This is a genomic window from Streptomyces sp. NPDC001903 (assembly GCF_042891345.1).
In the GTDB taxonomy this organism is placed as follows: domain Bacteria; phylum Actinomycetota; class Actinomycetes; order Streptomycetales; family Streptomycetaceae; genus Streptomyces.
The window spans coordinates 100,234-124,930 of record NZ_JBIASZ010000011.1 but is presented as its reverse complement, the minus strand read 5'-3'; the positions used below and the strand labels follow the sequence as shown (position 1 = coordinate 124,930).

The window sequence follows — 24,697 nt, the reverse complement described above, 5'->3', positions numbered from 1 at the left end:
GGGTGCGACGGGTGTGACGGGTGTGGAAGTACGCAGGGCCGGGTCAGCCGATGGCGCGGCCGAGCGCGTACGCGCCGCCGACCACGGTCGCGCCGCCGACGAACGCGCCGACGGCCTTGGCGCCGCCGATCGCCGCGAGGGCGGCGGCCGGGGTGGCGAGCACGGGGGCCTGGTCGGTGTGGGTCTCGCCGGCCTGGATGGTGCCGAGGTCCAGGTTGTTGACGAAGGTGACGATCTCGGTCATTTCAGGGCTCTCTTTCAGGAGACGAAGCGTCAGAAAATGCGCGAATCAGCCTGGCGGAGGCCCCGTTGACCGGCCCCCGTCGGCAGCTAGATCAAATACCGATCCCCGGAGAAGCGGCATGACGCAGGTCACACTCCGCTGCGCAGCGCACGCTCCTCGTCACTGACGGACATCACGCCGGGCCATGACATCTGTCATGCGAACCCATGAGGCCACTCACTGCACAAGCCCGTGCGCGGAGTGCAAAGATCGAGTCATGAACGTCATCACCGAGCAAAATGTGATCGAGGTCACAGGCCTCTGGCGGCGCTACGGGCCACCCGGAGACGCCGGGTTCGACGCGGTCCGCGGCGTCGACCTGACGGTGGCCCGCGGCCGGCTCCTCGCCCTGCTCGGCACGAACGGCGCAGGCAAGACCTCCCTGGTCGAGCTGCTCGAAGGGCTCGCGAAGCCCGCCAAGGGGACCGTCCGCCTCTTCGGCGCCCTCGACCCGGTCCGCGACCGCGCCCGCATACGCCCCCGTACGGGCGTGATGCTCCAAGAGGGCGGATTCCCCGGCGACCTGACGGTGCTGGAGACGATCAGGATGTGGGCCGCCTGCACCACCCGCCCGCGCCCCCACGACGAGGCCCTGGCCCTGGTCGGGCTGAGCGGGCGCCGGGACGTGACGGTCAAGAACCTCTCCGGCGGCGAGAAGCGCCGGCTCGACCTGGCCCTGGCCACCCTGGGCCGCCCCGAACTGCTCTTCCTGGACGAGCCGACGGCCGGCATGGACCCCGAGGGCCGCCACGACGTCTGGCGGATCATCGAGGAGCTGCGCGCGGGCGGCACCACGATCGTGCTCACCACGCACTACCTGGAGGAGGCCGAGCGGCTGGCCGACCAACTGGCGATCATGCACGGCGGGCAGATCTCCACCAGCGGCACGGTCGCCGAGATCGTGGCCGCCCACCCCTCCACGCTCGCCTTCCGGCTGCCGCCGGAGCTCACCCCCGCCGACCTGCCCGGCGTCGCCGTACTGCGCGCCGAGGCGGAGCTGGTGCCGGGCGGCCGGGTCGAGCTGCGGACCGGGGACCTCCAGCACACCACCACGGAGGTGCTCACCTGGGCCCGCGACCGGCGGGTCGAGCTGCGGGAACTCGCCGCCAGCTCCGCCTCGTTGGAGGAGGCGTTCCTCCGCATCGCCCGCACGACCGCGAAGGACCCCGTATGAGCACGGCCCCGGCCCACCTCGCCGCACTGTCGCGCACCGAACTCGCCCTGTTCCTGCGCAGCAGGAGCAACCTGTTCAACGTCCTGGTCATCCCGGCCCTGATCGTCATGGGCACCACGACGATCATGAAGCAGTTCGACCTCGAGGGCGCCGGGCTCGCCATGGGCCAGGTCATGATCTCCACCTCGGCCGGCATCGTCCTCGTCATGGCCCTGTACGCGCCCCTCATCGGCATCTACGTACTGCGCCGCGAGGAGCACGTCCTCAAGCGGCTGCGGACCGGCGAGGTCTCCGACGTCGTCATCCTCGCCGCGCCCGCCGTGCCCATGGCCCTGGCCGCACTCGTGCAGTTCGCCCTGATCGCGGGCGCCGTCGCGGCCATCGCCGGGCTCGGCCTGCCGGCCGCCCCGCACCTGGTGGCCCTCGGCATCCTGCTCGGGACGGTGCTCACCGCCGCCGTCGCCGCCCTCAGCACCGCCGCCGCGCGCACCGCGGAGAGCGCGCAGGGCATCAGCACCATCGGTTTCCTGCTGCTCCTGCTCACCTCGGGCACGCTCGTCCCGCTGGAGACGCTGCCCGGCGTCTTCGGCGACGTCCTGCGCTTCTTCCCGCTCACCCCGGTGATCGAGCTGGTCCGCTCCGGCTGGACGGGCCGGGGCGCGGGCCTCGCCGACACCCTGGTCTCCGTCGCCACCCTGCTCGTCTGGACCGTGCTCTGCACCGAGGCCGCCCGCCGCCGCTTCCGCTGGGAGCCGCGCACGTGACGTCCCCCGCAGAGGTGACGCCGGGCCCCGACGCGGCGACGGCCGAGCGCGCCGAAGCACCGCAAGGGCTGGTCTCGGCGCGCTACCAGACCGACGTCCGCCGGGCGACGGCGCACACCCGCTGGATGCTCTGCCTGATGCCGTGGCTGCTGCTGGCCTCGCTGCTCTGGCCGCTGCTCGCCCACCTGGAGTCGGCGGACGGCGCCCGCCTGCCCGCCGGGACCGGCTGGACGGTCGCCGGTGTCACCGCCCTCCAGGGCCTCGGCGCGACCACGGCGATCGCGTACGGCCTGGGCCGGGCGAAGCGCTCGGCCGTCCTCATCGCCGCCATGGCCGCGGTGACCGCACTCGAACTGGCCCTGCTGCCCTGGGCCCACGACGCCGGCCTCGTCGACCACTCCCGGGGCCTGGTCCTGGCCTCCATCACCGTGGCCATCCCCCTGGCCTTCGCGCTCGCGCTGGTGCTCGCGCAACTCCCGTACCTGGCGGTGGCGCTCGCCCTCTCCCTCGCCGCGGGCGCCCTCGCGCTGAGCGCCGACCGCGCCGCCGCCCCGGCCGTGCTCGCCTTCACGGCCGCCACCTGGGTGGTCATCGGCACGCTGATGCGCTCCTCCGTGTGGTTCCTCGCCGTCCTGTGGCAGCTCAACGCGGCCCGCGAGGCCCAGACCCGGCTCGTCGTCGCGGAGGAACGGCTGCGCTTCGCCCGCGACCTGCACGACGTCATCGGCCGCAACCTCTCGGTGATCGCCCTGAAGGCCGAGCTCGCCGAGCGGCTCGCCGAGCACCCCCGGGCACGGTCCGAGATGGCCCAGGTGCAGAGCCTCACCCGCGGCCTGCACCACGAGATCCGCGAGGTGGTCAACGGCTACCGCTCCACCGACCTGGCCACCGAACTCCAGGGCGCCCGGGCCATCCTGGAGGCCGCGGGCATCGGCTGCCGCATCCGCCGCACCACCGGATCCCCCCTGTCCCACGAAGCCCAGACGGCGCTCGGCTGGGTCGTCCGCGAAGGCGTGACGAACGTACTGCGCCACTCCCACGCCGGTACGTGCACCATCTCGCTCTCCGACACCGGCGACGGCCGCACCCGCCTGGACCTCGTCAACGACGGCACCGGCCAGGCGGCCGCCCCCGGAGCCCCCGCGGCCCCCGGCGCCCGCGCCCGCGCCGGCGGCAACGGCCTCGCCGGCCTCGTCGAGCGCCTCGCCCCCCTGGGCGGAACCCTGCGCCACGGCCCCTCGGCCGGGCAGACCTACCGACTGACCGTGCACCTACCGACAGGGAGCAGCCGATGATCCGCGTCCTGCTGGCCGACGACGAACACCTCATCCGCGGCGCGTTCGCCGCGCTGCTCTCCCTGGAGGAGGACCTGGAGATCGTGGCCGAGGCGGCCACCGGCCCCGACGCGATCGAGATGGCACTGCACCACAGGCCGGACGTCGCCGTACTCGACCTGCAGATGCCCGGCAAGGACGGGGTGGCGGTGGTCGAGCGGCTGACGGAGATCCTCCCGAGCTGCAAGACCATGATCGTCACCAGTCACGGCCTGCCCGGGCAGCTCAAGCGCGCCCTCACCCACGGGGTCAAGGGCTTCGTCCTCAAGACGGTCTCCGCCCACGAACTGGCCACGATCATCCGCAGCGTCCACACGGGGAACCGCTACATCGACCCGGTCCTCGCCGCCGACGCCATCAGCGCGGGCGCCTCGCCCCTGAGCGCCCGCGAGGCCGACATCCTCTCGCTCTCCACCGACGGCGCCCCGATCGAAGAGGTCGCCGAACGGGCCGCCCTCGCCCCGGGAACCGTGCGCAACTACCTCTCCTCGGTCACCACGAAACTGGGGGCCGAGAACCGCCACGCGGCGGCCCACCTGGCCCGCCAACGCGGCTGGATCAACTGAGCCGGCCGGGCGCCGCCCTCCTCGTCCGTCCGTACGGCGGTCGGCTCGGGCGGCGCCCCCACGCGGAGACCATCGGGGCGGTGGTCAGGTCGAGGCGGACCGCCTCGACGCTCGCGAGATGCCGGTCGGTCTCCTCGTCGGCCGCGAGGCCCGGTACAGCACGCACCGCCGAAGCGGCCCCTCCGGCACGCTCGGGTCCTCGAAGTCGGCGGCCGGATCCCGCGTCATGCCGATCCGGCGCATCACGGCCTGCGAACGGAGGTTGGCGGCGGTCGTCGTCGCGATGATCTCCGGCAGTCCGAGGGTCTCGAAGCCGAAGGCCAGACAGGCCAGACCGGCCTCGGTGGCGTAGCCGTGCCCCCACGCCGCATGCGCCAGCCGCCATCCGACGTCCACCCCCGCGAACGGCATGGCCTCGTCCACCACGTCCAGGCCGGCGCGCCCGATGAACTCGCCGGTCTCCCGGCTTTCGAGTGCCCACCACCCGAAGCCCCGCCGGTCGAAGTCCGCCCGCATGAGCGCCACCACGGCGTCGCTCTGCTCGCGCGTCAGCAGTTCCCCCAGGTGCTCCCGGACTTCGGGATCGGCCATCATCGCCGCCCAGGGTTCGAGGTCGCAATCCCGCCACGGGCGGAGCAGGAGACGTTCGGTGCGCAGCTCTGACATGCCACCCACCCAACGCCACCGCGATCCGGCTGTCGACCGCATTCCCCGGTGCCCGATGAAGGACGCCCGCAGAACGCCCCCGGCACAGGCGGCGTGATCTTACCGATTGCTTACGAGGCCCCTCCGCGAGGCCCGTCGGCCCCTGTCCGCATCTAGCGTGACCGGCACACCACCTGAACGTGAAGGACGGAAAAGACATGACTGTTGGGGCCGTTGAGACGCTTCCCGTGTGCGCCTACCCGGACTGCACCAACCACGCCGAGGCGCCCACGCCGGACGCCCCGGCGCCCCGCTACTGCGCCCACCCGGACCACAACGCGCTCGGCGCCTTCCGCCGCTTCCGCGCGAAGCGGCAGGAGCGCAAGGAGGACAAGCGCCAGGCGGCCGAAGCCAAGAAGGCGGCCGGCGCGACGCCGGCGCCCGCGGCCCCCCAGGCCGTCCCGAGCGAATCCGGAACCCGCGAGGACCTCCTGGCCCTGATGTCCCGGCTGGCCGCGGACCTGCCGGCCTACATCGAAGAACTGGCCATCGTCACCGACTCGGCCGCCGCCGAGTCGCGCATCGAGACGGTGACCCGGGCCTCGGCCCAGCGCACGCTGGCCGCCGAGCAGCGCACCGCCCTGGCGGAGGAGGCCGCGGAGCTGGCCGTCGCCGAACTGGACAAGGCCAAGCAGGGCTTCGAGGAGGAGACGGAGCGGATCCGCGTCGAAGCCGCTCGGCAGGTGGCCGACGTCGAGTTCGTACGGGCCGAGCTCGAGCGCTACCGCGAGCGCGTCGCGCAGCTGGAGGAGCGTCTGGACAGCGTCCGCGAAGAGGCCGACACCGCCCGCCGCGAGAACGCCGAGCTCGCCCTCCACCTCGAACGCCACCACGCGGAACACGCCGCCTGCCCGGCCCCCGCGGCGCCGATGAAGTGAAGGAGACGGTCCGCCCGGACCGGTTTCACGACGATTGTTGCTTAAGCGACGACCGTTGACTAACCTCCGGTCATGCGAATCGAGATCTGGGCAGACGTGGTCTGCGCCTGGGCGTACATCGGCAAGCGACGGGTCGAAAGGGCCCTGGAGGACTGGGACGGCGAGTCCGTCGAGGTGGTGTGGCGTCCCTTCCGGATCGACCCCATGGCCCCTGCGGAGTCCCTTCCCATGGCGGAGGTCCTCCAGGACCCGGTCGTCGACGCGGCACTCCAGCAGTGCGCACCGGACATGTCGCCCACCGAGAACCGGGTGCGCGTGTCGGAGATCGCGGCCGCCGAGGGGATCGGCCCCCGCTGGGGTGCCGCGTGGCGCGCCGACAGCCACGACGCACACCGGTTGATCGCCCTGGCCCACGAAGCCGGCGGAAGCGCCCTGCAGAACGCCGTGATGGAGGAGGTGCTGCGGGCCCATTTCGTCGACGCCCTCGACATCGCCCGGCCCGAGACCCTCGCCGCCGTCGCCGGACGGGCCGGCTTCCCCGAAGGCCCGAAGCTGCTGGCCTCCGGCGCCGGTGAGGAGACCGTGCGCGAACTGCTGCTGCGCGGCAAGGCGATCGGTGTGAAGACGTCCCCGACCATCGTCGTCGGCGGCGGCGAGGCGCTGGCCGGGGCGCACGCCCCCGCCGTCATCGCGGAGCTGCTGCGCGGTGCCGCGGCCGCCGCACCGCGTGAACTCCCGGCGGAGGTGGAACGGTTCCGCCAGGCGGAGGCCCTCCTCGACCTCGGCGACCCGCTCGGCTGCCTGACCCTGCTCGGTCCGCTGATGCAGGAGCACGGCGACGACCGCAACGTCCGGCTGCTGGCCGCCCGGGCCCACTTCCACTCCGCCCAGCTCGGCCGGGCCCGCGCCGGCCTGGAGGCGCTGGCCGCCGAGGCGCCGGACGACTCGTACGTGCAGCTCATGCTGGGCCGCGTGCTCGAGCGCCAGGGACTGGCCGCCGAGGCCGCCCCGCACCTGCGGATGGCCGCGGCGATGACGCCCACGTACGAGAACTGACCGCGAACGGCGCAGGCCGCACCGCCACCGACCGCAGGGCCCCGACCGAACTCCCGGTCGGGGCCCTGCGTGCGTCCCGCTCACCTCAGAGGCGCTCGATGATCGTGACGTTGGCCTGGCCGCCGCCCTCGCACATCGTCTGCAGTCCGTAGCGGCCCCCCGTGCGCTCCAGATGGTGCAGCATCGTCGTCATCAGCCGGGCACCGGTCGCGCCCAGCGGGTGGCCGAGGGCGATGGCGCCGCCGACCGGGTTGACCCGCTCCGGCGCGATGCCGATCTCCCGCTGCCACGCGAGGACCACCGAGGCGAAGGCCTCGTTGATCTCGACGGCGTCGATGTCGCCCTCCGTGAGCCCCGCGTCCTTCAGGGCCTTGCGGGTCGCCGGGATCGGAGCGCTGAGCATCATGATCGGGTCGTCGCCGAGCACCGTCATCCGGTGGATGCGGGCGCGCGGGGTCAGGCCGTGCTCCTTGACGCCCCGCTCCGAGGCGATGAGCAGGGCCGCGGCCCCGTCGGAGATCTGGGAGGCGGTGGCAGCGGTGATGCGGCCGGCCGGATCCAGGGTCTTCAGCCTGGCCATGGACTCGAGGCTGGTGTCGCGCCGGGGGCCCTCGTCCACGGCGAGGGACGCCTCGCCGTCGTCGTAGGGCGCGATCTCGCGCTCGAACCATCCGGAGTCGGCGGCCAGCGCCGCCCGTCGGTGGCTGCTCAGCGCGAACTCCTCCATCTCCTCGCGGGTGATGTCCCAGTGGCGGGCCATCAGCTCGGCGGCGTGGAACTGGCTCACGGTCTGGCTGCCGTACCGCTTGCGCCATCCGCGGGAGCCCGAGTACGGGTCCGGCATCCCGAACTGGGGGCCGACCAGGGCGGCGGCGGTCAGCGGGATCTGCGACATGTTCTGCACGCCGCCGGCCACGACGAGGTCGGACAGCCCGCTCATCACCGCCTGGGCGGCGAAGTGCACGGCCTGCTGCGAGGACCCGCACTGGCGGTCGATGGTCACGCCGGGAACGGACTCGGGCAGTCCCGCGGCCAGCCAGCTCGTACGGGCGATGTCGCCGGACTGGGAGCCGAGCTGGTCCAGGCAGCCGAAGACCACGTCCTCGACGGCCGCCGGGTCGATGGCGGTGCGGTCCATCAGGGCGCCCAGCGCATGGGCGCCGAGGTCGGCCGAGTGGACCGCGGCCAGCGAGCCGTTGCGGCGGCCCACCGGAGTGCGCACCGCGTCGACGATGTAGGCCTCGGATATTGCGGGCATCTTTCCTCATTCCTTGCCGCGGAGGGCATTGGGGTTCGGCACGGGATCGTGGCCGCCCGCCGACGGTCATGATCAAGCCGACTGTACGACACGTGTTGCTTAACTGACAGGTGTTGCTTTGACTGCATCAGTCGTGGAAGATCAAGGGCATGCCGAACATCTCGAACACCAGAGGCGCCTCGCGCGACCCTCGCGCCCGGCGGACCAGAGCGCTCCTTCGGGCTGCCGTCCTGGAACTCTCGACGGAGAAGGACCTGGACGGCATCACCATGGGCGACATCGCGGAGCGGGCGGAGGTGAACCGCGCCACGGTGTACCTGCACTACAAGGACCGCGAGGACCTGCTGCTCGACGCCACGGAGAGCACCATGGAGGGCATCGTCGACGCGGCGAGCGCCTGCCGGCTGCTCGCCGACGAGCACTCCCTCTCCGATGACGCACCGGTCCACCTGGTGAACCTCTTCACCCACGTCGACCGGCACCGCGCCATCTACCGCCGGATGCTCGGCGAGGACGGCAGCTCCCGCTTCGCCGGCCGCCTCGAACGACTGCTGGCCCAGGCCTGGTTCGAGCAGCTGCTGACCGAGGCGGCCCCGGGCGGCTTCGACGAGACCGCCCTGCTCCTGCGCGCGCACTTCCTGAGCGGGGCCATGCTGTCGGTCATCAGCCGCTGGACCCGCGGCGACTTCGACGCGGTGGGCGACGAGAAGGGCAACGAGGAAGGCGGGGCATTGGGCATCGAGCGCATCGCTCAGCTGACCTGGTCCATGATCCGAGGCCAGGTCTGATGAGTGCCATGAGCGACATACAGGTCCCCTCGGATCCGGTCGACCCCCTCACCCGGACATCGGTGCTCGTGGTGCTGGAGGGCGAGCTGGTGCGCTGCGGCGTGTTCAACCTGCTCCGCAACGTGCCCTCCGTCGCCCAGGTCTGGTCGTGCAGCGGCCCGGTCGCCGCCCGTGAACTCCTCATGGAGCACCGGCCCGACATCGTCGTCTGCCACGGCAGCAGCGAGCTGGCCCCCGCGCTGATCCAGCAGGCCGAAGCCTTCGACGCACGGGTTCTGCTGCTCCTCGAAGACCTGCGGCTGGAGGCCATCGACGAGGCGGTGATGCTCTCCTCGCACGGCTTCCTGATGCAGTGCGACCTGACCTCGGCGAGCCTGCACGAGGCCGTGACCCGGCTGGCGCGGGGGGAGATGCCCCTGCCGGCGGGTCTGGCCCGCAGCCTGATGGTGCGCGTCCGGGGGACGACCGGATCCCACTCATCCCGCAAGATCTCGCTCACCCCCCGCGAACAGCAGGTCCTCTCGCTGCTGGCGCAGGGCCTCAGCAACAAGCAGATCGCCCGCCGGCTCACCATCTCCGAACACGGCGTCAAGCGGCACGTGACCAACCTGCTCGCCAAGCTCAACTCCCCCAACCGGACCCTGGCCGTGGCGCTCGCCCTCCAAGAGGGCCTGGTCTGAGCGCCGCCCGCCGGGCAGGGCGGGCCCGGCGCATTCAGTGCGCCGGGTGAGTTCCGACAGCCGGGCACGATCCGCGGAGCGGGCGGGCACGGCGACCGCGGCCACATGCCCCGCCCCGACCGCCAGAGCGGCGGTCCGCCAGCCCGAATCGGTCCCGGTTCCGGGCCCGCCCCGCACCGACCAGTCGTGCGGGTCCGCCCCGGCCACCACCCGCGAGACCCCGCCGGGCAGTCCCGTACCGCACGCCTTGAGCACGGCCTCCTTGCACGTCCAGCGACTCAGCAGCGCGCTCTGCGACCGCGCCGCGCCGCCGCCCTCCGAGGCGGACCAGCGGGCCAGATCGCGGGGGTCGAGCACGCGCGCGGCGAGCGCCTGCGGCCTGCGCAGCGGACGTACGCGTTCGATGTCGACCCCGAGCGGGCCCGTCGTGGAACAGCCCACCAGCACGGCCCCCGCGGTGTGCGAAAGGCTGATGCCCAGCCACGGAGCCCCCTCGACGAAGGGCCGTCCCGCCGCGTCCCGGCCGATGCGGATCCGCTCCGGCCCGACCCGCAGCACCCGCGCGACGGCCAGCCTGAGCAGGACGTGCGCGGTGGCGTACGAGGTCTGCGCCGCGGCCGGCATCCGCGCGTGGCGGACCCGCTCCCGCACGGGCAGCATCCGTACCAGGGCCGCCTGTTCGTGAGGGGGGCGGTCCGTACCGGCCAGCCAGATGCGCGGACCCGGCCGCCCGGACCGGACGCCGGTCTCAGATCGGGCCAAGGCGCACCGCCCCGTCCAGCCGGATGACCTCGCCGTTGAGCATGGGATTGTCGATGACGTGCGCGACCAGCGACGCGAACTCCTCCGTCCGGCCCAGCCGTACGGGATGCGGCGTCTGGCCTGCGAGGGAGTCGCGCGCCTCGTGCGAGAGTCCCGCGACCATGGGCGTGTCGAACAGGCCCGGGGCGATGGTCACCACCCGGATCGCGTGCCGGGCCAGATCCCGGGCGAGGGGCAGGGTCATGCCCGCGACCGCGGCCTTGGAAGCGGTGTAGGCGGTCTGCCCCTCCTGGCCCTCGAAGGCGGCGATGGACGAGGTGCAGACCACGACCCCGCGGTCCCCGTCCACCGGTTCGTTGTCCGCCATCGCCGCGGCGGCCAGTCGGACCACGTTGAAGGTGCCCAGCAGGTTGACCCGTACCACGTGCTCGAAGTCCGCGAGGGGCAGCGGCCCCTTGCGGCCCAGGGTCCGGCCCGGCACCGCGATGCCCGCGCAGCTGACCACCGCCCCGAGCCGCCCCAGCGAGCGGGCCGTGTCGACGGCCGCCGCCACGTCCTCGGTACGGGTGACGTCGCCCGGCACGAACACGGCCCGGTCGCCCAGGTCGGCCGCGACCTTCTCCGCCCGCTCCGAATGACGGCCCGTGAAGACGACACGGGCCCCGGAGGCGACGAGCATGCGGGCGGAGGCCAGCCCCAGACCGGACGTGCCTCCGGTGACCAGTGCGACGTTGCCGTGGATGTCCATGGCCGCTCCTCCTCAGCGTCCTTGCCAGAGCGGGGAGCGGCGTTCGGCGAACGCCCGCATGCCCTCCGCCGCGTCCCGGCTTGCCAGCAGTCGTGTGCAGAGCTCGGCGTTCGCGTCCCAGAGCTCGGATTCGCTCGCGCCGCCGGCCGCCGCACGGACCAGCCGCTTGCTCGCCTGTACCGACAGGGGGGCGTTGGCCGCGATCCGCTCGGCGAGGCCGAGCGCCTCTGACAGCGCCTCGCCCCGGGGCACCAGCCGGTTGACCAGGTGCCACTCCCGCGCGGTGGCCGCGGAGACGGGCTCCCCGGTCAGCGCGGCCTCCATCGCGGCGCGGGCGGGAACCTGCCGCGGCAGCCGGATCAGCCCGCCCGCCCCGGCGAGCAGCCCGCGCGAGACCTCCGGAAGGCCGAACCGGGCCTCCTCCCCGGCCACGACCAGATCGCAGGCGAGCACGATCTCGGTGCCGCCGCCGTAGGCGAATCCCTCGACCGCCGCGATCAGCGGCTTGCGCACCGGATGGTGGGTGATCCCCGCGAACCCCCACGCCTCGTGGGCGGGGTCGTGTACGGGCTCGCCCGCGGCCAGTGCCTTGAGGTCGGCGCCCGCGCAGAACGCCCGGCCGGCTCCCGCCAGGACGGCGACCCGCAGCTCGGGGTCCCGGTCCAGGAGATCGAGGGCCGCGCCCAGTTCGCCGGCCAGCGCGGAGTTGACGGCGTTGAGCGCCTCGGGCCGGTTGAGGGTGAGGACGGCGACGTGTCCGCGCCGCTCGAAGAGCACGGTGGGGTCGCTCATGCGCGTACCCCGAACCGTGCGGAGCGGCGCGCGGAGAAGGCGGACACGCCCTCCATGGCGTCCGCGGTGCCGGCGACGGCGCTCAGGGTCACCGACTCGTCCTCCAAGTGGTCGGTGAGCGAGCGGGCGAAGGAGGACCGCAGCAGCCGCTTGGTCTGCCCGTAGGCCGTGGTGGGCCCGGCGGCCAGCTCCTCGGCGACCTCCAGGGCCCGCTTGTCGAGCTGCCCGGAGGCGACGGTCTCCGTGGACAGGCCCCACCGGTCGGCCTCTTCGGCGGTGAGCACATGGCCGAGCAGGGTCATGTGCTGGGCGCGCCGCAGTCCCACCAGCCTCGGCAGCAGATGGCTGGTCGACGCGTCGGGGGTCAGGCCCAGGGCCCCGTAGGCCGAGCGGAACGTGGCGTGCTCGTCGGTGAGCAGTACGTCGGCCAGGCAGGCCAGACCCAGCCCGGCGCCGGCGACATGCCCCCGGGCGGCGACGACCAGGGGAGCCGGCATGGCGGCGAACCGGCTGAGCGCGGCGTGCAGATAGCTGGTCACCTCCATCAGATGGCTGGGCAGATCGTCCGCCGCCTCGAAGGCCTTCAGGTCTCCGCCGACGCAGAAGTGCTCGCCGGCGCCCGTGAGCAGGACGCAGCCGCTGGAGGCGGTGCGCTCCAGCAGTGAAGCCCGCAGGAGTTCCTGGGCCAGCCGCAGGTCGATGGCGTTGCGCCGCTCGGGGCGGTTCAGGTGCAGCCGGGTGACCCCGTGCTCCCAGGTGATCCTGATCCTCCGGAAGCCCGCGATCGGGTCCTCGGTCATCGCGCTCCTGCCCCGGCCTGGGCGGCCGTGTCGGCGTAGTCGTGGAATCCGCGGCCCGTCTTGCGTCCGTGGTGTCCGGCGGCGACGAGGTCGCCGAGCAGGGCGGGCGCTTCGAAGGCCGGGTTCCCGGTGGCCCGGAACAGCCCGGCGGCCACGTCCTGGAAGACGTCGAGTCCGCTCAGGTCGACGGAGGCCAGCGGACCCATGGGGTGCCCGAAGCCCAGCTGGCAGGCCCGGTCGAGGTCGGCGGCCCGGCAGGTGCCGTCCTCGACCATCCGGATCGCCTCCAGGATCAGGACGGTCAGCAGCCGCGTGGTGATGAACCCGGGGGTGTCCCGGTCGACCAGGACGCTCTCCTTGCCGATCTCGGCGGCGAACGCGCGGGCCGCGTGGACCACCGCGTCGGAGGTGTCCGGGCCGCGCACGATCTCGCAGAGCCTCATCATCGGGACCGGTGAGAAGAAGTGCGTCCCGACGACCCGTTCGGGCCGGGCGGTGGCCCGTGCGATCAGGCCGATGGGAATGCCCGAGGTGTTGGTGGCGAGGATTCCCGCGCCGGCGCAGATCCGGTCCAGCTCGGCGAACACCCGTTGTTTGGCGGCGAGGTCCTCGGCGATCGACTCGATCACCACATCGGCCCCCGCGCAGTCGCCCAGGTCGTTGGTGCGGTGGATCCGGCCGAGCACCTCGGCCGGATCCGTCGGGGCAGCGCCGCCGCCCGCGTCCCGGCGCACGATCCGGGCCAGCGAGGCCTCGATGGCCGCGGCCGCCCGGTCCAGTCCGGCTCCCGTCCGGCCGTACAGGATCACGTCCCGGCCGGCCGCGGCCGCGACCTGGGCCAGTCCGGCGCCCATGGTGCCCGCGCCGACGACCGCGACCGGTCCGGGGGCGCTCATGCGAAGAGGCCGAAGTCGTCGTCGCCGGTCCAGCGGATCAGGGTGCCGCCGTGGCTCATGCCCGCGCCGAAGGACACGATGACGACGTTCGCGCCGGGGCGCAGCCGGCCCTCGTCCATCGCCTCGCGCAGGACGAGCGGAACACCGGCACCAGAGGTGTTGCCGTACTTCCGGACGTTGGTCATCGTCCGGTCGGCGGGCAGGCCGAGCTTCTCCATCAGCAGGTGGATCAGGTGGTAATTGGCCTGGTGGAAGACGATGAGGTCGATGTCCTCGACGGCCAGGTCGTGGGACTTGACGAGTTCCTCGACGAAGCCGGGGATCCGGTCCAGGGCGAAGTCGCGGACGCCGCGGCCGTGCATGTGCGCGAAGTTGTCGCCGAACGCGGACTGCTTGGGGGTGCCGTCCGCCCAGGTGCGCTTCTCGCGCTTGACGTAGGCGGTGGTGTAGGCCGTGGGGTCGCTGCGCAGCAGCGCCGAGGTCACGCCCTTGCCCGCCTCCACCGGCTCCAGCAGGTAGCAGGCCGCGCCATCGCCGAAGATGACGCCGACCGTGCGGTCCTGCGGGTCGAAGGTCTTGGTGCTGACGTCGGCCAGGACCACGGCGACCCGGCGGTAGGCGCCGGAGGCCACGTACTTGGCGCCCACGTCCAGGGCCCAGGTGCCGCCGGGGCAGCCGCCGGTGTTGACGTCGAAGCCGGGGACGTCCTGGATGCCGGCCTTGCCCATGATGGCGACCGCGGTCGCCGGGATGAGGTTGTCGGGGGTGTACGTGCCGCAGATGACCAGATCCACGGTCTCGGGGCTGACACCGGCGCGCTCGCACGCGTCGAGCAGGGCGGCGGCTCCGAGATCGGAGGACCACTCCTCGGGCGCCGACCAGCGACGGGTCCGCACACCGATGAATTCGGTGATCCACGCGTCCGTGGTCTCCAGGCGCTCTTCGAGTTCGGCGTTCGTGACGACCCGCTCGGGAAGACGGCCGCCAATGGCCCGGATTCCCACACCGTGGGACTTGTTGATTGTGAAATCTGCCATGGCGCCGAGTTTCGTCCCGGACCCGGCCCGCCGGAAGGACCGTTCCGGCTGCCCCATCGCCACCGCCCAACGGCCCGGTCAGCACCCTGCCCGGATGGGCAGGCCGGCCGGGCGCACTGAACGGCCACCACGAAAATACTGCCATTACTGGCCTTTTGCGCCTGTCAGGGCGCTCGCACCCGTACCTAGAGTTCCGCGCACCGCCAGAAATCCGTGCGCCGTGCGCCGTATGCCATGTGCCGTGGGCCATGTGCCGTGCGCCGGCCGCAGCGGAATTCCTCTTATCTCCGGGAAGTGAGCAGCAATGCCAGAGACCATTGCGAGTACTGCGGAATCGTCCGGAACACGGCAGGCCGGCCTGCAATTTCCGGTGGGCATCGTCGGCACCGGCTGCCACGTCCCGTCCGACGTCGTCACGAACGCCGATCTCGTGCAGAGCCTGGACACCACCGACGAGTGGATCGTCTCCCGTACGGGAATCCGCGAGCGGCGCTGGCTCGAGGCCGGCCGGACCACCTCCGACATGTGCGTCGCGGCGGCCCGCCAGGCGCTGGAGAACAGCGGCCGCACCGCCGCCGACATCGACGCGGTCATCGTCGCCACGTTCACCTACGACCAGCCGCTGCCGTCGACCGCGCTGATCGTGAAGGAGGCGCTCGGAGCCTTCAACGCCTTCCCGCTGGACCTCAGCCAGGCCGCGTGCGCGGGCGGTGTCTACGGCATGCTGACCGCCGCCCACCTGCTCCAGAACGACCGGATGCGCAACGTCCTGGTGATCGGCGCCGAATGCCTGTCCCGGGTGACCGACCCCGAGGACCGCTCCACGCGCGTCTTCTTCGGCGACGCCGCCGGTGCCGTGGTGATGAGCCGTACCGAGCCCGGACACGGGATGCTTTCCTGGGACCTGGACGCGTCGCTCTCGTACGCGGTGGAGATCCCCTCGGGCGGGGCGAGCCTGCCCACCACCGCGCAGACCGTCGACGAGCGGCAGCAATTCCTGAAGATGGACGGCCGGGCCGTCTGGGTGGAGGCCACGAAGCGCCTGCCGGAGAGCATCCGCGCCACCCTCGACCGGGCCGGCCTGGAGCCGGGGGACATCGACCACTACGTACTGCACCAGGCGAACCTGAACATCGTCCACGAGGCGATGGACGTCCTGGGCGTGGACCGCTCCCGTGCCGGGATCACCGTCGACAAGTACGGCAACACCGGCGCGGCCACCGTGTTCACCGTCCTGCACCAGGCCATGGAGCGCGGCGACGTCAACCGGGGCGACCTGCTGGTCGTCTCGGGGATCGGCGCCGGCTTCATCTGGGGCACCCTCTGCCTGCGGGCCGGGTGAGGGGGATGTACGCCGTCGTGGCCGAGCGGTCGGTACCCGACGATCCGCTCTCGGGCCTGCGGACGGGCGAATGGCCCGAACCGCCGCGGCGGGAGGGCTGGACCACCGTCTCCGTCCGCGCCGCCGCCCTCAACCACCACGACCTGTGGACGCTGCTCGGCGTGGCCGTGCTGCCCGGGCAGCTCCCGGTCGTGCTCGGCAGCGACGCCGCCGGGACGGACGAGGACGGCAACGAGGTCATCGTCTACCCGGTCATCGGCGATCCGCTGGCCGGGGGCGGGGACGAGACGCGTGATCCCGCCGTGCAGTTCCTCTCCGTACAGCAGCCGGGAACCCTCGCGGAGAAGGTGGCGGTCCCCCGGCGCTGCCTGGTGCCCAAGCCCGCCGGAATCAGCTTCACCGACGCCGCGTGCCTGCCCGGTGCGTGGCTGACGGCCTATCGGATGCTGTTCGAGAAGTCGGGCGCCGAGCCCGGCTCCGTGGTCCTGGTGCAGGGCGCCGGCGGCGGCGTGGGCACGGCACTGGTCAGCCTGGGGCGGGCCGCGGGCTACCGGGTGTGGGCTGTGAGCCGCTCGGCGGACAAGCGTCGCCGCCTGGAGGAACTGGGCGCCGAGCAGGTGTTCGCGCCCGGTGCCCGGCTGCCGCACAAGGTGGACGCCGTACTGGACACGGTGGGCGAGGCGACGTGGGCGCACTCCCTGAAGGCGCTGCGCACCGGCGGGCGGCTGGTGGTCTCGGGTGCCACGACGGGCGGGTTCCCGCCCGCGGACCTGGGCCGGATCTTCGCCAACCAGCTGTCGGTGGTGGGCTCGACGATGGGCACGGCCGAGCAGCTGGCCCGGCTGGCCGCGTTCTGCGTGCGTACGGGCGTGCGTCCGGTCGTCGACCGGGTGCTGCCGCTGTCCGAGGTGCGGGCCGGGCTGGCCGCCCTGCACTCCGGCGAGGTCTTCGGGAAGATCGTCTTCACCCTCTGAGCCAGCGCGACGCAGTTCGGCCCGGCACCGCTGACGCGGGCCGGGCCGAACTGCTGGGTACAGCGGTGTCACGCGGTGGCGGGCTCCTTGGCCGAGGAGCCCCGGCCGGCCGCGGCCGCCGGCGCGGCCGGGACGGCGCGCGGCAGGAACAGCACCGGCAGCAGGGTGAGCGCGGTGAAGGCGAACACCCACCAGAACGACGCGCTGAACGACTCGGCGAGCGGCGTCCCGTCCGCCTTGCCGGCCGTGACGGCGTTCTGCAGGACGACCGCGACGACCGCGGTGCCCACGGAGCCGCCGAGGCGCTGGAAGATGTTCATCGCGCTCGACGCACGGGGCATCGCCGCGGGGGCCAGCGAGCGGTAGGCGGCGGCCAGGCTCGGCAGCGTGACCACGCCGACGCCGATACCGCGGGCGACCATGGCGGCGGCCAGCAGCGCCTGGTCGGAGTTCTGGTCGATCAGGGCGAACGGCAGCGTGCCGAGCAGGGTGACGACCACGCCGACCAGCGCCAGGACGCCGGGTCCCATCTTGTCGGTGGCCTTGCCGACGACGGCCATGGCGATGACGTAGCCGACGCCTTGCGGGGCGAGCATCAGGCCGGCCTGCAGAACGGTGTCGCCCCGGTCCATCTGGAAGTACAGCGGAAGCAGGAACATGGCGCCGAACACCGCCGAGTTCAGGGTGAACTGGGTCAGCACGGCGGCGGAGTAGCCGCGGTCCTTCAGCAGGCGCAGGTCGATCAGGGGCGTACGGGTGGTGCGCAGGGCATGGGCGGCGAAGCCGGTCAGCAGCAGCACGCCGGCGACCGTGTACGGGAGGCTCCCGCTGCCGGTGAAGCCCTCGCTGCCGCTTTCGGCGGCTCCGTAGAGGAGCAGGGCCAGGCCGGGGGAGAGCAGCAGGAGGCCGAGCAGGTCGAGCCGGGCGTCCTTGGCGGGCCGGTCGGCGGGCAGCTTGATCCAGGCGAGCACGATGGCCGCGAGGCCGATCGGGATGTTGACGAAGAAGATCCAGCGCCAGTTGAGCTCGTCGACGAAGACGCCGCCGATGACCGGGCCGATGATCGGCGCGAGCATGGCGGGTACGGAGACCACCGCCATGACCCGGCCCAGCCTGCCGGGGCCGGCCGCCCGGGCGAGCATCGCCTGGGCCATGGGCATCACCATGCCGCCGCCGAGTCCCTGGACGACGCGGAAGAGCACGAGGCTCTCCACCGACCAGGCGATGCCGGAGAGCACGGAGCCGATCAGGAACAGGGCCTGGGCGGCCAGCCACATCCGCTTGGCGCCGAAGCGCTCCATGGCCCAGCCGGAGAGCGGCACCACGATGGACAGGGCGAGCAGGTAACCGGTGACGGTCCACTGGATGGTGTCGATGGTGGAGTCGAACTCCTGCGACAGGGCGTCGATCGCGACGTTGACGATCGTGCCGTCGAGCAGGGTCGTCACGGCGCCGAGCACCAGCACGCCGCAGAGCCACCACAGCTGGGCGTCGATACGGCCGTCGGGCTCCGCCGCGGGCGGCGTGGGCGTGGGTCGGGTCATGGCAGGAGTTCCCCTCCGAATGGGCAAGGCACGGGCGGCACAGAAACTTGGACTGTGCCGTCTAGTTTTGAATAGTAGACTGAGTCGTCCAGAAATCAAGTCGTACTCCGCCGGGGAGGCAGAGCAGTGACGAAGACCCACAACGCCAGGACGCCCGCACGCGCGGGCGCCGACGGGCCGCGCCCGCGCAGGACGCACGGCGGCCGGGACCGGCGGGCCCAGATCCTCCAGGCCGCGGCAGCCGTCTTCATCCGGGACGGCTTCGTCCGGGGCAGCGTGGACACGATCGCCGCCGAGGCCAACGTCGCGAAGCAGACGCTCTACAACCACTTCGGCGACCGCGACACCCTGGTCATCACGCTCGTCGAGAGCGCGATGGACCCGCTCGCCGCGCAGTTCACCGCGGTGGTGAACGAGACCATCGCCGCCCACGACTGCGCCGACCTCCCGGCCCAGTTCCGCGACTTCGGCCGCCGCTGGGTGCGCCTGATGCTGTGCGACGACACGGCCGCGCTGCGCTGGCGCATCCTGGCCGACGCCCCGCTGGAGGAATCCCTCCGCGTGGCCCTGCGGGGCGTCGACCAGGAGGCGAGCGTCCGGGCCATCGCGGACCAGCTCGCCCTCCTCGACCGGGCCGGCCGGCTGTCCGTTCCCGACGCCGAGGCGGCCGCCCGTCAGCTGCGCGCGCTGCTGATCGGCGAGGCGCAGCTGCAGTCGGTCCTCGGTCAGGTCACGCTCGACGAGGAGGCGACCGCCGCGATCGCGGACCGCGGGATCGACATGTTCATGCGCGCGTACGGGCGCTGACCGGCTCCTGTGCCGCGGCAGGCGTCCCCGTCTCGGACCCGGCCGCCTCCGCGGCCCGGCCGCTCGTGCCCGGCCGCGCCACCTGCGGCCGCAGGCGCCTCATCATCGGCACCTCCACCCAGCGGTACGCCGCCCAGGCGACCAGCGAGCAGAACGTCAGGCACCCCAGCGCCGCCGGGCCGACCAGCCAGTCCGGCAGCGCCGCCTCGCGGTCGCCGATGACCCCGGCCGCGGCGAGCGCCGGGCGCAGCGTCCCCGCCACCACCGCGAGCAGCAGCAGCTGGAAGACGTACAGGCAGTACGAGATCTCGCCGAGGAAGAGCATCCTGCGGCCCCGCAGCGGTGACCACCCGCCCCGCAGGTCCGCCACCGCCAGTGCGGAGATCAGCAGGACGAAGGGGAGGAAGGTGCCCGCCTCGTGCTGCAGCCTCGGCGGCAGCAGCAGCGCGTTGACCAGCCAGCCGGCCAGGCAGGCCGCCAGCGACCAGGCGACCGACGGCCCGCGCCACGCCTGCCGGCGCACCAGCAGCGCGGCGGCCACACCGGCGCCGAACTCCAGGATCCGGAAGCCCGGGAACACGTAGGTGAACCAGTACGCGAACGGCCCGCCGACCGGACCGGTCGGGATCATCTCCTCACCGGGACGGGGGAGCTCCACCAGCGCGCCCAGCGTGTAGGGCAGCACGAAGGAGAGCGCCACCGCGCCGACGACCACCGCGTACAGGGTCCGCACGCCGGCCCGGCGCAGCCACAGGAAGAGCACCGGCAGCATCAGGTAGAAGAAGGCTTCGCAACTGAGCGACCAGGTCACCGGGTTGAGCCCGAAGTACAGGGACTGCTCGGGGACCCAGGACTGCAGCAGCGTCAGGTGCAGCACCACATTGGCCGCACCCGGCACCTGCCCCATGCCGGAGAACAGCACGAAGGCCAGCACCGTCGAGACGAGGTACACCGGGTAGATCTTGGCGAACCGGCGCTGCCAGAACCGGCGCACCGTGTCGCTGTCCGGCCGGTACGTCCAGGCGAGCACGAAGCCGCTGAGGATGAAGAAGCAGCTGACCCCGATCGTGCCGGTGCCGAAGAGGAAGTACAGCACCTCGTCGGCCGGGCCCCGCGCTTCTTCGCCCACCCGGGTGCCGAGCTTGAGGGCGGCGATGTGCTCGCCGAAGACGAGCAGCGCCGCCCACCACCGCAGCCCGGTCAGCGAGTCGAGGCGACCGCCGACCTTGGGCAGGACCGGTACGGGAGGACCGCAGGCCTCGGACGGAACGAGCAGAGGTCTCATGAGGACCCGCCCGAGGGGGCGGAACCGGGCAGCGCGATGCTCGGCGCGGCCACACCGGAGTCGGTGAAGGCCTTCTGGAAGGCGCCGATCGCCTGGGTGACGAACTCGGTACGGTTCTCCACGACCCACTCACGGGAGGACTCGAAGCCCTCCAGGGACCCGTTGAACCGCGGTACGACGAACCGCGCGAGCCGCTCGAAGCTGCGCTTGGCGTTCTCCCGTGACGCCCAGTCCGCACCCGTGACCAGCAGCTTTCCAAATCCCCCGCTGCTCTTGTACAGCTGCTCGATCCCGTCGGCGACCTCGTCGGGCGAGCCGACGATCGCGGCGCCCGACTCGACCAGCGCCTCGATCTCCCGCCCCGGCTCGATGCCCAGGGCGTCGACCGGCAGACCGACGATGTCACCGAAATAGCCGCGCATCCAGGCGGCGGCGCCCTCGCGCAGCTCCTCCATCGCCTCCTCGCGCGAAGAGCCGACGTACACGTTGACGACGAGGCGCCAGTCCTCGCGCCGCACCGTCCGCCCGGCCGCGGCCGCGGCCTCCTCGGCGTACTGCCACTGGCGGGCCAGGTCCGGCGCGGTCCCGCCGGGCCGCGGCGAGGCGAACGACAGCGGGCTCAGCCCGTGTCGGCCGGCCAGCTGCATGCTGTGCGGGGACGCCGCGCTGGAGATGGCGACCTCGATGCCCTCCGGGCGGTACGGCCGGTGCTGCAGGCGCGCGTCCCGCAGGGTGAACCAGTCCGTTCGCCGGGTCACCGGCTGCTGCCCGGCGAGCAGTTCGAGTACGGCCTCCAGCGACTCCGTGGTCATCCGGCGCTGCTCGCTCGGCGCGATCCCCAGCATGTGGGCGTCCCCCGGCGCGGAACCGGCACCGACGCCGAGCATCACGCGGCCGCGCGTCTGGTGGTCGAGCTGGACGATCCGGGAGGCCACGTGGAAGGGGTGGTGGTACGGGAGGCTGGTGACGCCGGTGCCCAGGCGGATGTGCCGGGTCCGCTCGGCGGCGGCCGCGAGGAACACCTCGGGGCTGCCGATGGTTCCCCAGCCGCCGGAGTGGTGCTCGCCGATCCAGGCCTCGTCGAGGCCCAGCGCGTCCAGCCACTCCACCAGTTCGAGGTCCCGCCACATCTGCAGGGTCGGGTTCTCGCCGGGCGGGTGCAAGGGCGAGATGAAGGCTCCGAAGCCGATGCGCGGCCTGGTCATACGATGCTCTCCTCAAGGTTCGGTGCGGCGGCGGGCAGGCTGTCGCCCACCAGCCGCTGCCAGATACGGGTGCCGCGCTCGACGAGCTGCGGATGGCCGGCGAACACCGCCTCCATGGCGGCCCGGGCCGCCTGCGGGGTCTCGAGCCTGCTGCTGCTCTCCGCGCCGCCCTCGGCCGTCTCGATCAGCAGGTCGTTGACGACCGTGACCTTGCCGGTCCGCGTGACGCGCGAGCACATCAGGGTGTGCAGGATCGGCGAGTCGTTCGCCGGGTTCAGATAGAGCTCGACGATCTCGTCGAAGTGCTCGGCGCCGCGCGGGTCGCGGGTGAACCGGTGGATCGGCGCCCACCGCCCGCTGAGGCCCTTGCGCTGCGCGACGAACTCCCCGCCGTCCTCGCCCTCCCGGTGCACGCGGAACTCCCAGCCGCGCTCGGTGCGCACGGTCCCGTCCAGCTTCAGCGGTTCCACCGCGGTCAACTGGGAGTACGCGACGTCGACGAGCCATTCGGTGCCGTCCAGCCGGACCAGCAGGACCATGTGGTCGCCGGTCTCGGTGTACGCCCGGTCCTGCGGCAGCCAGGGCCGCGCCGCCAGGGTGGTCACGTCGAAGCCCAGGTGCTCCAGCAGCCCCGCGAAGAGGTTGTTCACCTCCATGCAGGCACCGCCCTGGCGGTTGACCACGACCTTCTCGAAGACGCTCGCGGCGTCGATGGCCGGCTTGATGCCGTCCGGACCGTCGAGCAGTTCGAAGGGGATGCTGCTCACATGGGCCCGGCACAGCCCGCGCAGCACCTCCAGGGTGGAATCCAGGGGACCGTCGTAGCCGATCCGTGCCAGGTACGCGCTCCAGTCCGGCCGCGTCATCCCGCCTCGCCCCCGCTCCGGGGCCGGCCGAGGGCGGCCGCCGCGAGGGCGTCGCGCAGCTCGGACTGGCCGAGGGCGAGCGGGGCGAACTCGGGCAGGTGCCCGCCGCCCTGCTGCCCGCCGCCCTGCTGCCCGCCGCCCTGCTGCCCGCCGCGCGCCGCGAGGGCCGCCAGGTGGAGCTCCTGCATGTCCTGGAACGCCGACACGAAGGGCATCCGGACCGCCTCGAAGCGGTGCAGCTCCGCGGTGTCCTGCGAGGTCAGGGCCTCGTCGACGGCGTCCGCGAGGCAGGCCGCGTCCTGGAGGGAGAGGTTGAGGCCCTGGCCGCCGTAGACGTGCACGCCGTGCGCGCTGTCGCCGACGAGCAGGACGTTGCCGTCCACCCAGCGCTCCGGGCGCACGATGTGGTGCGGGAACTCCCGCACCTGGGACCGGTCACGGGTGTGGGCGCGGATCCAGTCGGCGGCGTCGGGGATGCCGCTCGCGTACTTCTCGACCAGCTCCTCGAGCGGCCCGTCGGCGGCGCGACCGGCGGTCTCCTCGTCCGTGATCCACACGAAGAGCAGCTGGTCGTCGGCGATGGGCGTGCCGAGCATGTAGCCGTCGGCCGTGAAGTAGGCGCGCATCACCCCGCCCCAGAAGTCCGGCATCGGAACCCGCAGTTCGAGGTAGCCGCGCCGGAACTCGGTGACCTCGGAGGCGATGCCGGCCATCTCGCGCACCGCCGAGCGCTTGCCGTCGCAGCCGACGATCAGCGAGGGGTGCAGCGTCCGCTTCCCCTCCGCGGTCTCCAGCAGCAGGCCCCGCGTCCCGTCGGCGCCCTCCCGCGCGGTCAGCCCGTGCACGGTGGCGCCGTAGACGATCTCGACGCCCGGGGCGGCGCGGACCGCTTCGGTCAGTACGTCGCGCAGCTGGACGATCGAGGTGGGCAGGGCGAAGTCCACAGGTGCGCCGGGCAGTTCGGCGTACGCGTAGCCGGCGACGACCGTGGCGCCGGCGACGACCTCGCCGTGGGTGACCGGCGTGGTCCCCTTGATCAGGTCGGGCAGCAGCCCGAGACCGCCCAGCACGCCCAGGGTGGCGGGCTGCAGGATCGGGCAGATGCCGTTGCCGGGTCCGCCGAGCTCGGGTGCGCCCTCGCGTTCGATCAGCAGCACGCGGCGGCCGCGGCGGCCGAGCAGCAGGCCGAGCAGGAGGCCGGCCGGTCCGGCGCCGACGATGGCGACGTCCGGATCGGCGGCGGTCGCCGGCCCCGGGAGGGGGCGCGACGCCGACGGCTCGGTCGGTTCAGAAGGTTCAGACATGGGTGCTCTCCACCTCACGCGGCCGGCTCAGGGCGGGCCTTGGACGTTGGTCGGTGAGCCGGGGGTGGCCGCCCGCGTAGAACACGAGCGGCCGGTGTGCGGTCCGTCCCTGGTGGACGGCCGTCACCCGGCCCAGGAAGAGGGTGTGGTCTCCGCCGGGGTACGCGGCCTCGACGGTGCACTCGAAGGCGGCGAGCGCCCCGGCCGCCAGTGCGGTCCCGTTCGTGCCGGTCCAGCCGCCGAGCCGCTCGTACGCCGCCTCCCCGGCGGGCCGGTCCGGCCGGGCGAACAGGCCCGACAGGTGCTGCTGCTCCTCCGCGAGCACGCTCACGGAGAAGGCCGCGCCATCGGCCAGCCTCGGGTGCAGGCGGCCGGTGGTCCGAATGCTCACCAGCAGCAGCAGGGGGTCGAGCGAGACGGATGTCAGTGAATTGGCGGTCATCGCCTCGGTGGACGCCCCGGTCCCGCAGGCGATCACGGTGACCCCGGTGCAGAACCGGCTCATGGCCTGCCGGAAATCCGCTCGGTCCGACCGGATCCTTTCATGGTCAATGGCCGAGCTCATACCGTCCACCTTCCTTTCAGTCATGGCAGCCATCCTGCAAGGAACGGGAAAATCCGCCAGTCCCGTACGGGGTGCACCATCGGGTACCCCGCACGGCGGCCCACGACCGGTCAGCTCACCCGTACACCCCTTCCAGCCAGGCCTTTTCGCCGCACGGAGGAGGGGGGTTGGATTCCTTGACGGCCCCGGCGCGAGTTCCCTAGATTCCTGGTCATCCGCTGCACCGCACCAACTGGCAGCGATCCTGTCGAAATACGTGACACCACTGGGAAACACCATCACCC

Annotated in this window: 25 protein-coding genes and 1 pseudogene; 11 read left to right on the top strand and 15 right to left on the bottom strand. The window is 72.6% G+C overall.

The window, feature by feature from the left end; all coding sequences use genetic code 11:
- Positions 1-43: 43 nt before the first annotated feature.
- A complete protein-coding gene (locus ACFYZS_RS24215; protein ID WP_389016172.1) occupies positions 44-244 on the bottom strand; it encodes a hypothetical protein in 201 nt (66 codons plus the stop codon).
- 256 nt (positions 245-500) lie between these two features.
- Between ACFYZS_RS24215 and ACFYZS_RS24210 the strand changes: the two genes are divergently transcribed.
- Genes ACFYZS_RS24210 through ACFYZS_RS24195 form a run of 4 tightly spaced genes read left to right on the top strand, consistent with a single transcriptional unit; the run spans position 501 to position 4,121 of the window.
- Positions 501-1,457, top strand: coding sequence for an ABC transporter ATP-binding protein (locus ACFYZS_RS24210; protein ID WP_389016169.1), 957 nt, complete (start codon positions 501-503; stop codon positions 1,455-1,457).
- A complete protein-coding gene (locus tag ACFYZS_RS24205; protein ID WP_389016166.1) occupies positions 1,454-2,221 on the top strand; it encodes an ABC transporter permease in 768 nt (255 codons plus the stop codon). The genes ACFYZS_RS24210 and ACFYZS_RS24205 overlap by 4 nt, the downstream gene beginning before the upstream one ends.
- Positions 2,218-3,516: a sensor histidine kinase gene (locus ACFYZS_RS24200; protein ID WP_389016163.1), complete on the top strand. Its 1,299-nt coding sequence runs from the start codon at positions 2,218-2,220 to the stop codon at positions 3,514-3,516. The genes ACFYZS_RS24205 and ACFYZS_RS24200 overlap by 4 nt, the downstream gene beginning before the upstream one ends.
- On the top strand, positions 3,513-4,121 hold the full coding sequence (locus ACFYZS_RS24195; protein WP_389016159.1) for a DNA-binding response regulator: 609 nt from the start codon (positions 3,513-3,515) through the stop codon (positions 4,119-4,121). Before ACFYZS_RS24200 ends, ACFYZS_RS24195 begins: the two co-directional genes overlap by 4 nt.
- An 84-nt stretch (positions 4,122-4,205) precedes the next feature.
- On the opposite strand, the gene ACFYZS_RS24190 is transcribed toward ACFYZS_RS24195, so the two are convergent.
- Positions 4,206-4,787 (bottom strand): GNAT family N-acetyltransferase, encoded by a 582-nt coding sequence (locus tag ACFYZS_RS24190; protein ID WP_389016156.1) that lies wholly within the window; start codon positions 4,785-4,787, stop codon positions 4,206-4,208.
- A 197-nt stretch (positions 4,788-4,984) separates the two neighbouring features.
- Here ACFYZS_RS24190 and ACFYZS_RS24185 point away from each other — a divergent pair, with 197 nt between their 5' ends.
- Both ACFYZS_RS24185 and ACFYZS_RS24180 read left to right on the top strand, forming a co-directional pair.
- Positions 4,985-5,704 (top strand): hypothetical protein, encoded by a 720-nt coding sequence (locus ACFYZS_RS24185; protein ID WP_389016154.1) that lies wholly within the window; start codon positions 4,985-4,987, stop codon positions 5,702-5,704.
- Positions 5,705-5,776: 72 nt separating this feature from the next.
- Complete coding sequence (locus tag ACFYZS_RS24180) at positions 5,777-6,760, top strand: DsbA family protein (protein ID WP_389016151.1); 984 nt, start codon at positions 5,777-5,779, stop codon at positions 6,758-6,760.
- Positions 6,761-6,845: 85 nt separating this feature from the next.
- On the opposite strand, the gene ACFYZS_RS24175 is transcribed toward ACFYZS_RS24180, so the two are convergent.
- Entirely contained in the window at positions 6,846-8,009 is a 1,164-nt protein-coding gene (locus ACFYZS_RS24175; RefSeq protein WP_389016459.1) for an acetyl-CoA C-acetyltransferase, read from the bottom strand.
- Between the two features lie 158 nt (positions 8,010-8,167).
- Between ACFYZS_RS24175 and ACFYZS_RS24170 the strand changes: the two genes are divergently transcribed.
- Together ACFYZS_RS24170 and ACFYZS_RS24165 are read left to right on the top strand one after the other, a co-directional pair.
- Positions 8,168-8,806 carry a TetR/AcrR family transcriptional regulator gene (locus ACFYZS_RS24170; protein ID WP_389016149.1) on the top strand — a complete coding sequence of 213 codons (639 nt, stop codon included), beginning with the start codon at positions 8,168-8,170 and terminating at the stop codon, positions 8,804-8,806.
- 8 nt (positions 8,807-8,814) lie between these two features.
- The gene (locus ACFYZS_RS24165; protein WP_389016146.1) at positions 8,815-9,486 is read left to right on the top strand and encodes a response regulator transcription factor; all 672 of its coding nucleotides are present in this window, start codon (positions 8,815-8,817) and stop codon (positions 9,484-9,486) included.
- Between the two features lie 273 nt (positions 9,487-9,759).
- Here ACFYZS_RS24165 and ACFYZS_RS24160 read toward each other — a convergent pair.
- The 6 genes and pseudogenes from ACFYZS_RS24160 to ACFYZS_RS24135 form a co-directional block, all read right to left on the bottom strand.
- Positions 9,760-10,110 (bottom strand): annotated as a pseudogene (locus tag ACFYZS_RS24160) (4'-phosphopantetheinyl transferase family protein); the annotation flags it as partial.
- 124 nt (positions 10,111-10,234) lie between these two features.
- Positions 10,235-10,996: an SDR family NAD(P)-dependent oxidoreductase gene (locus ACFYZS_RS24155; protein WP_389016143.1), complete on the bottom strand. Its 762-nt coding sequence runs from the start codon at positions 10,994-10,996 to the stop codon at positions 10,235-10,237.
- A 12-nt stretch (positions 10,997-11,008) separates the two neighbouring features.
- Positions 11,009-11,788 (bottom strand): crotonase/enoyl-CoA hydratase family protein, encoded by a 780-nt coding sequence (locus ACFYZS_RS24150; protein WP_389016140.1) that lies wholly within the window; start codon positions 11,786-11,788, stop codon positions 11,009-11,011.
- Positions 11,785-12,588: an enoyl-CoA hydratase/isomerase family protein gene (locus ACFYZS_RS24145; protein WP_389016137.1), complete on the bottom strand. Its 804-nt coding sequence runs from the start codon at positions 12,586-12,588 to the stop codon at positions 11,785-11,787. The genes ACFYZS_RS24150 and ACFYZS_RS24145 overlap by 4 nt, the downstream gene beginning before the upstream one ends.
- Entirely contained in the window at positions 12,585-13,484 is a 900-nt protein-coding gene (locus tag ACFYZS_RS24140; RefSeq protein WP_389016134.1) for a 3-hydroxyacyl-CoA dehydrogenase family protein, read from the bottom strand. The genes ACFYZS_RS24145 and ACFYZS_RS24140 overlap by 4 nt, the downstream gene beginning before the upstream one ends.
- Positions 13,481-14,521 carry a 3-oxoacyl-ACP synthase III family protein gene (locus tag ACFYZS_RS24135; RefSeq protein ID WP_389016132.1) on the bottom strand — a complete coding sequence of 347 codons (1,041 nt, stop codon included), beginning with the start codon at positions 14,519-14,521 and terminating at the stop codon, positions 13,481-13,483. The genes ACFYZS_RS24140 and ACFYZS_RS24135 overlap by 4 nt, the downstream gene beginning before the upstream one ends.
- A 304-nt stretch (positions 14,522-14,825) precedes the next feature.
- Between ACFYZS_RS24135 and ACFYZS_RS24130 the strand changes: the two genes are divergently transcribed.
- Positions 14,826-15,863, top strand: coding sequence for a 3-oxoacyl-ACP synthase III family protein (locus ACFYZS_RS24130; RefSeq protein WP_389016129.1), 1,038 nt, complete (start codon positions 14,826-14,828; stop codon positions 15,861-15,863).
- A 5-nt stretch (positions 15,864-15,868) separates the two neighbouring features.
- On the top strand, positions 15,869-16,837 hold the full coding sequence (locus ACFYZS_RS24125; RefSeq protein ID WP_389016127.1) for a zinc-binding dehydrogenase: 969 nt from the start codon (positions 15,869-15,871) through the stop codon (positions 16,835-16,837).
- A gap of 68 nt (positions 16,838-16,905) precedes the next feature.
- Here ACFYZS_RS24125 and ACFYZS_RS24120 read toward each other — a convergent pair whose 3' ends face one another.
- Complete coding sequence (locus tag ACFYZS_RS24120; RefSeq protein ID WP_389016124.1) at positions 16,906-18,381, bottom strand: MDR family MFS transporter; 1,476 nt, start codon at positions 18,379-18,381, stop codon at positions 16,906-16,908.
- Positions 18,382-18,507: 126 nt separating this feature from the next.
- On the opposite strand from ACFYZS_RS24120, the gene ACFYZS_RS24115 reads away from it, so the two are divergent.
- Positions 18,508-19,188: a TetR/AcrR family transcriptional regulator gene (locus ACFYZS_RS24115; RefSeq protein WP_389016122.1), complete on the top strand. Its 681-nt coding sequence runs from the start codon at positions 18,508-18,510 to the stop codon at positions 19,186-19,188.
- On the opposite strand, the gene ACFYZS_RS24110 is transcribed toward ACFYZS_RS24115, so the two are convergent.
- The 5 genes from ACFYZS_RS24110 to ACFYZS_RS24090 are packed head-to-tail and all read right to left on the bottom strand — an operon-like array spanning position 19,166 to position 24,413.
- Entirely contained in the window at positions 19,166-20,473 is a 1,308-nt protein-coding gene (locus ACFYZS_RS24110; RefSeq protein WP_389016119.1) for an acyltransferase family protein, read from the bottom strand. The genes ACFYZS_RS24115 and ACFYZS_RS24110 overlap by 23 nt on opposite strands.
- Positions 20,470-21,678 (bottom strand): LLM class flavin-dependent oxidoreductase, encoded by a 1,209-nt coding sequence (locus ACFYZS_RS24105; RefSeq protein ID WP_389016116.1) that lies wholly within the window; start codon positions 21,676-21,678, stop codon positions 20,470-20,472. Before ACFYZS_RS24105 ends, ACFYZS_RS24110 begins: the two co-directional genes overlap by 4 nt.
- Positions 21,675-22,544, bottom strand: coding sequence for an arylamine N-acetyltransferase (locus ACFYZS_RS24100; protein WP_389016113.1), 870 nt, complete (start codon positions 22,542-22,544; stop codon positions 21,675-21,677). The genes ACFYZS_RS24105 and ACFYZS_RS24100 overlap by 4 nt, the downstream gene beginning before the upstream one ends.
- The gene (locus tag ACFYZS_RS24095; RefSeq protein WP_389016110.1) at positions 22,541-23,848 is read right to left on the bottom strand and encodes an FAD-dependent oxidoreductase; all 1,308 of its coding nucleotides are present in this window, start codon (positions 23,846-23,848) and stop codon (positions 22,541-22,543) included. Before ACFYZS_RS24095 ends, ACFYZS_RS24100 begins: the two co-directional genes overlap by 4 nt.
- A complete protein-coding gene (locus ACFYZS_RS24090; RefSeq protein WP_389016107.1) occupies positions 23,841-24,413 on the bottom strand; it encodes a flavin reductase family protein in 573 nt (190 codons plus the stop codon). The genes ACFYZS_RS24095 and ACFYZS_RS24090 overlap by 8 nt, the downstream gene beginning before the upstream one ends.
- Positions 24,414-24,697: the final 284 nt, after the last annotated feature.

Coding starts and splice junctions, on each gene's coding strand:
- ACFYZS_RS24180 (WP_389016151.1), top strand. CDS start 5,777: ATGCGAATCGAGATCTGGGCAGACGTGGTCTGCGCCTGGGCGTACATC.
- ACFYZS_RS24120 (WP_389016124.1), bottom strand. CDS start 18,381: ATGACCCGACCCACGCCCACGCCGCCCGCGGCGGAGCCCGACGGCCGT.
- ACFYZS_RS24125 (WP_389016127.1), top strand. CDS start 15,869: ATGTACGCCGTCGTGGCCGAGCGGTCGGTACCCGACGATCCGCTCTCG.
- ACFYZS_RS24105 (WP_389016116.1), bottom strand. CDS start 21,678: ATGACCAGGCCGCGCATCGGCTTCGGAGCCTTCATCTCGCCCTTGCAC.
- ACFYZS_RS24135 (WP_389016132.1), bottom strand. CDS start 14,521: ATGGCAGATTTCACAATCAACAAGTCCCACGGTGTGGGAATCCGGGCC.
- ACFYZS_RS24185 (WP_389016154.1), top strand. CDS start 4,985: ATGACTGTTGGGGCCGTTGAGACGCTTCCCGTGTGCGCCTACCCGGAC.
- ACFYZS_RS24155 (WP_389016143.1), bottom strand. CDS start 10,996: ATGGACATCCACGGCAACGTCGCACTGGTCACCGGAGGCACGTCCGGT.
- ACFYZS_RS24190 (WP_389016156.1), bottom strand. CDS start 4,787: ATGTCAGAGCTGCGCACCGAACGTCTCCTGCTCCGCCCGTGGCGGGAT.
- ACFYZS_RS24145 (WP_389016137.1), bottom strand. CDS start 12,588: ATGACCGAGGACCCGATCGCGGGCTTCCGGAGGATCAGGATCACCTGG.
- ACFYZS_RS24090 (WP_389016107.1), bottom strand. CDS start 24,413: ATGAGCTCGGCCATTGACCATGAAAGGATCCGGTCGGACCGAGCGGAT.
- ACFYZS_RS24150 (WP_389016140.1), bottom strand. CDS start 11,788: ATGAGCGACCCCACCGTGCTCTTCGAGCGGCGCGGACACGTCGCCGTC.
- ACFYZS_RS24110 (WP_389016119.1), bottom strand. CDS start 20,473: ATGAGACCTCTGCTCGTTCCGTCCGAGGCCTGCGGTCCTCCCGTACCG.
- ACFYZS_RS24100 (WP_389016113.1), bottom strand. CDS start 22,544: ATGACGCGGCCGGACTGGAGCGCGTACCTGGCACGGATCGGCTACGAC.
- ACFYZS_RS24095 (WP_389016110.1), bottom strand. CDS start 23,848: ATGTCTGAACCTTCTGAACCGACCGAGCCGTCGGCGTCGCGCCCCCTC.
- ACFYZS_RS24130 (WP_389016129.1), top strand. CDS start 14,826: ATGCCAGAGACCATTGCGAGTACTGCGGAATCGTCCGGAACACGGCAG.
- ACFYZS_RS24205 (WP_389016166.1), top strand. CDS start 1,454: ATGAGCACGGCCCCGGCCCACCTCGCCGCACTGTCGCGCACCGAACTC.
- ACFYZS_RS24140 (WP_389016134.1), bottom strand. CDS start 13,484: ATGAGCGCCCCCGGACCGGTCGCGGTCGTCGGCGCGGGCACCATGGGC.
- ACFYZS_RS24195 (WP_389016159.1), top strand. CDS start 3,513: ATGATCCGCGTCCTGCTGGCCGACGACGAACACCTCATCCGCGGCGCG.
- ACFYZS_RS24210 (WP_389016169.1), top strand. CDS start 501: ATGAACGTCATCACCGAGCAAAATGTGATCGAGGTCACAGGCCTCTGG.
- ACFYZS_RS24170 (WP_389016149.1), top strand. CDS start 8,168: ATGCCGAACATCTCGAACACCAGAGGCGCCTCGCGCGACCCTCGCGCC.
- ACFYZS_RS24215 (WP_389016172.1), bottom strand. CDS start 244: ATGACCGAGATCGTCACCTTCGTCAACAACCTGGACCTCGGCACCATC.
- ACFYZS_RS24165 (WP_389016146.1), top strand. CDS start 8,815: ATGAGCGACATACAGGTCCCCTCGGATCCGGTCGACCCCCTCACCCGG.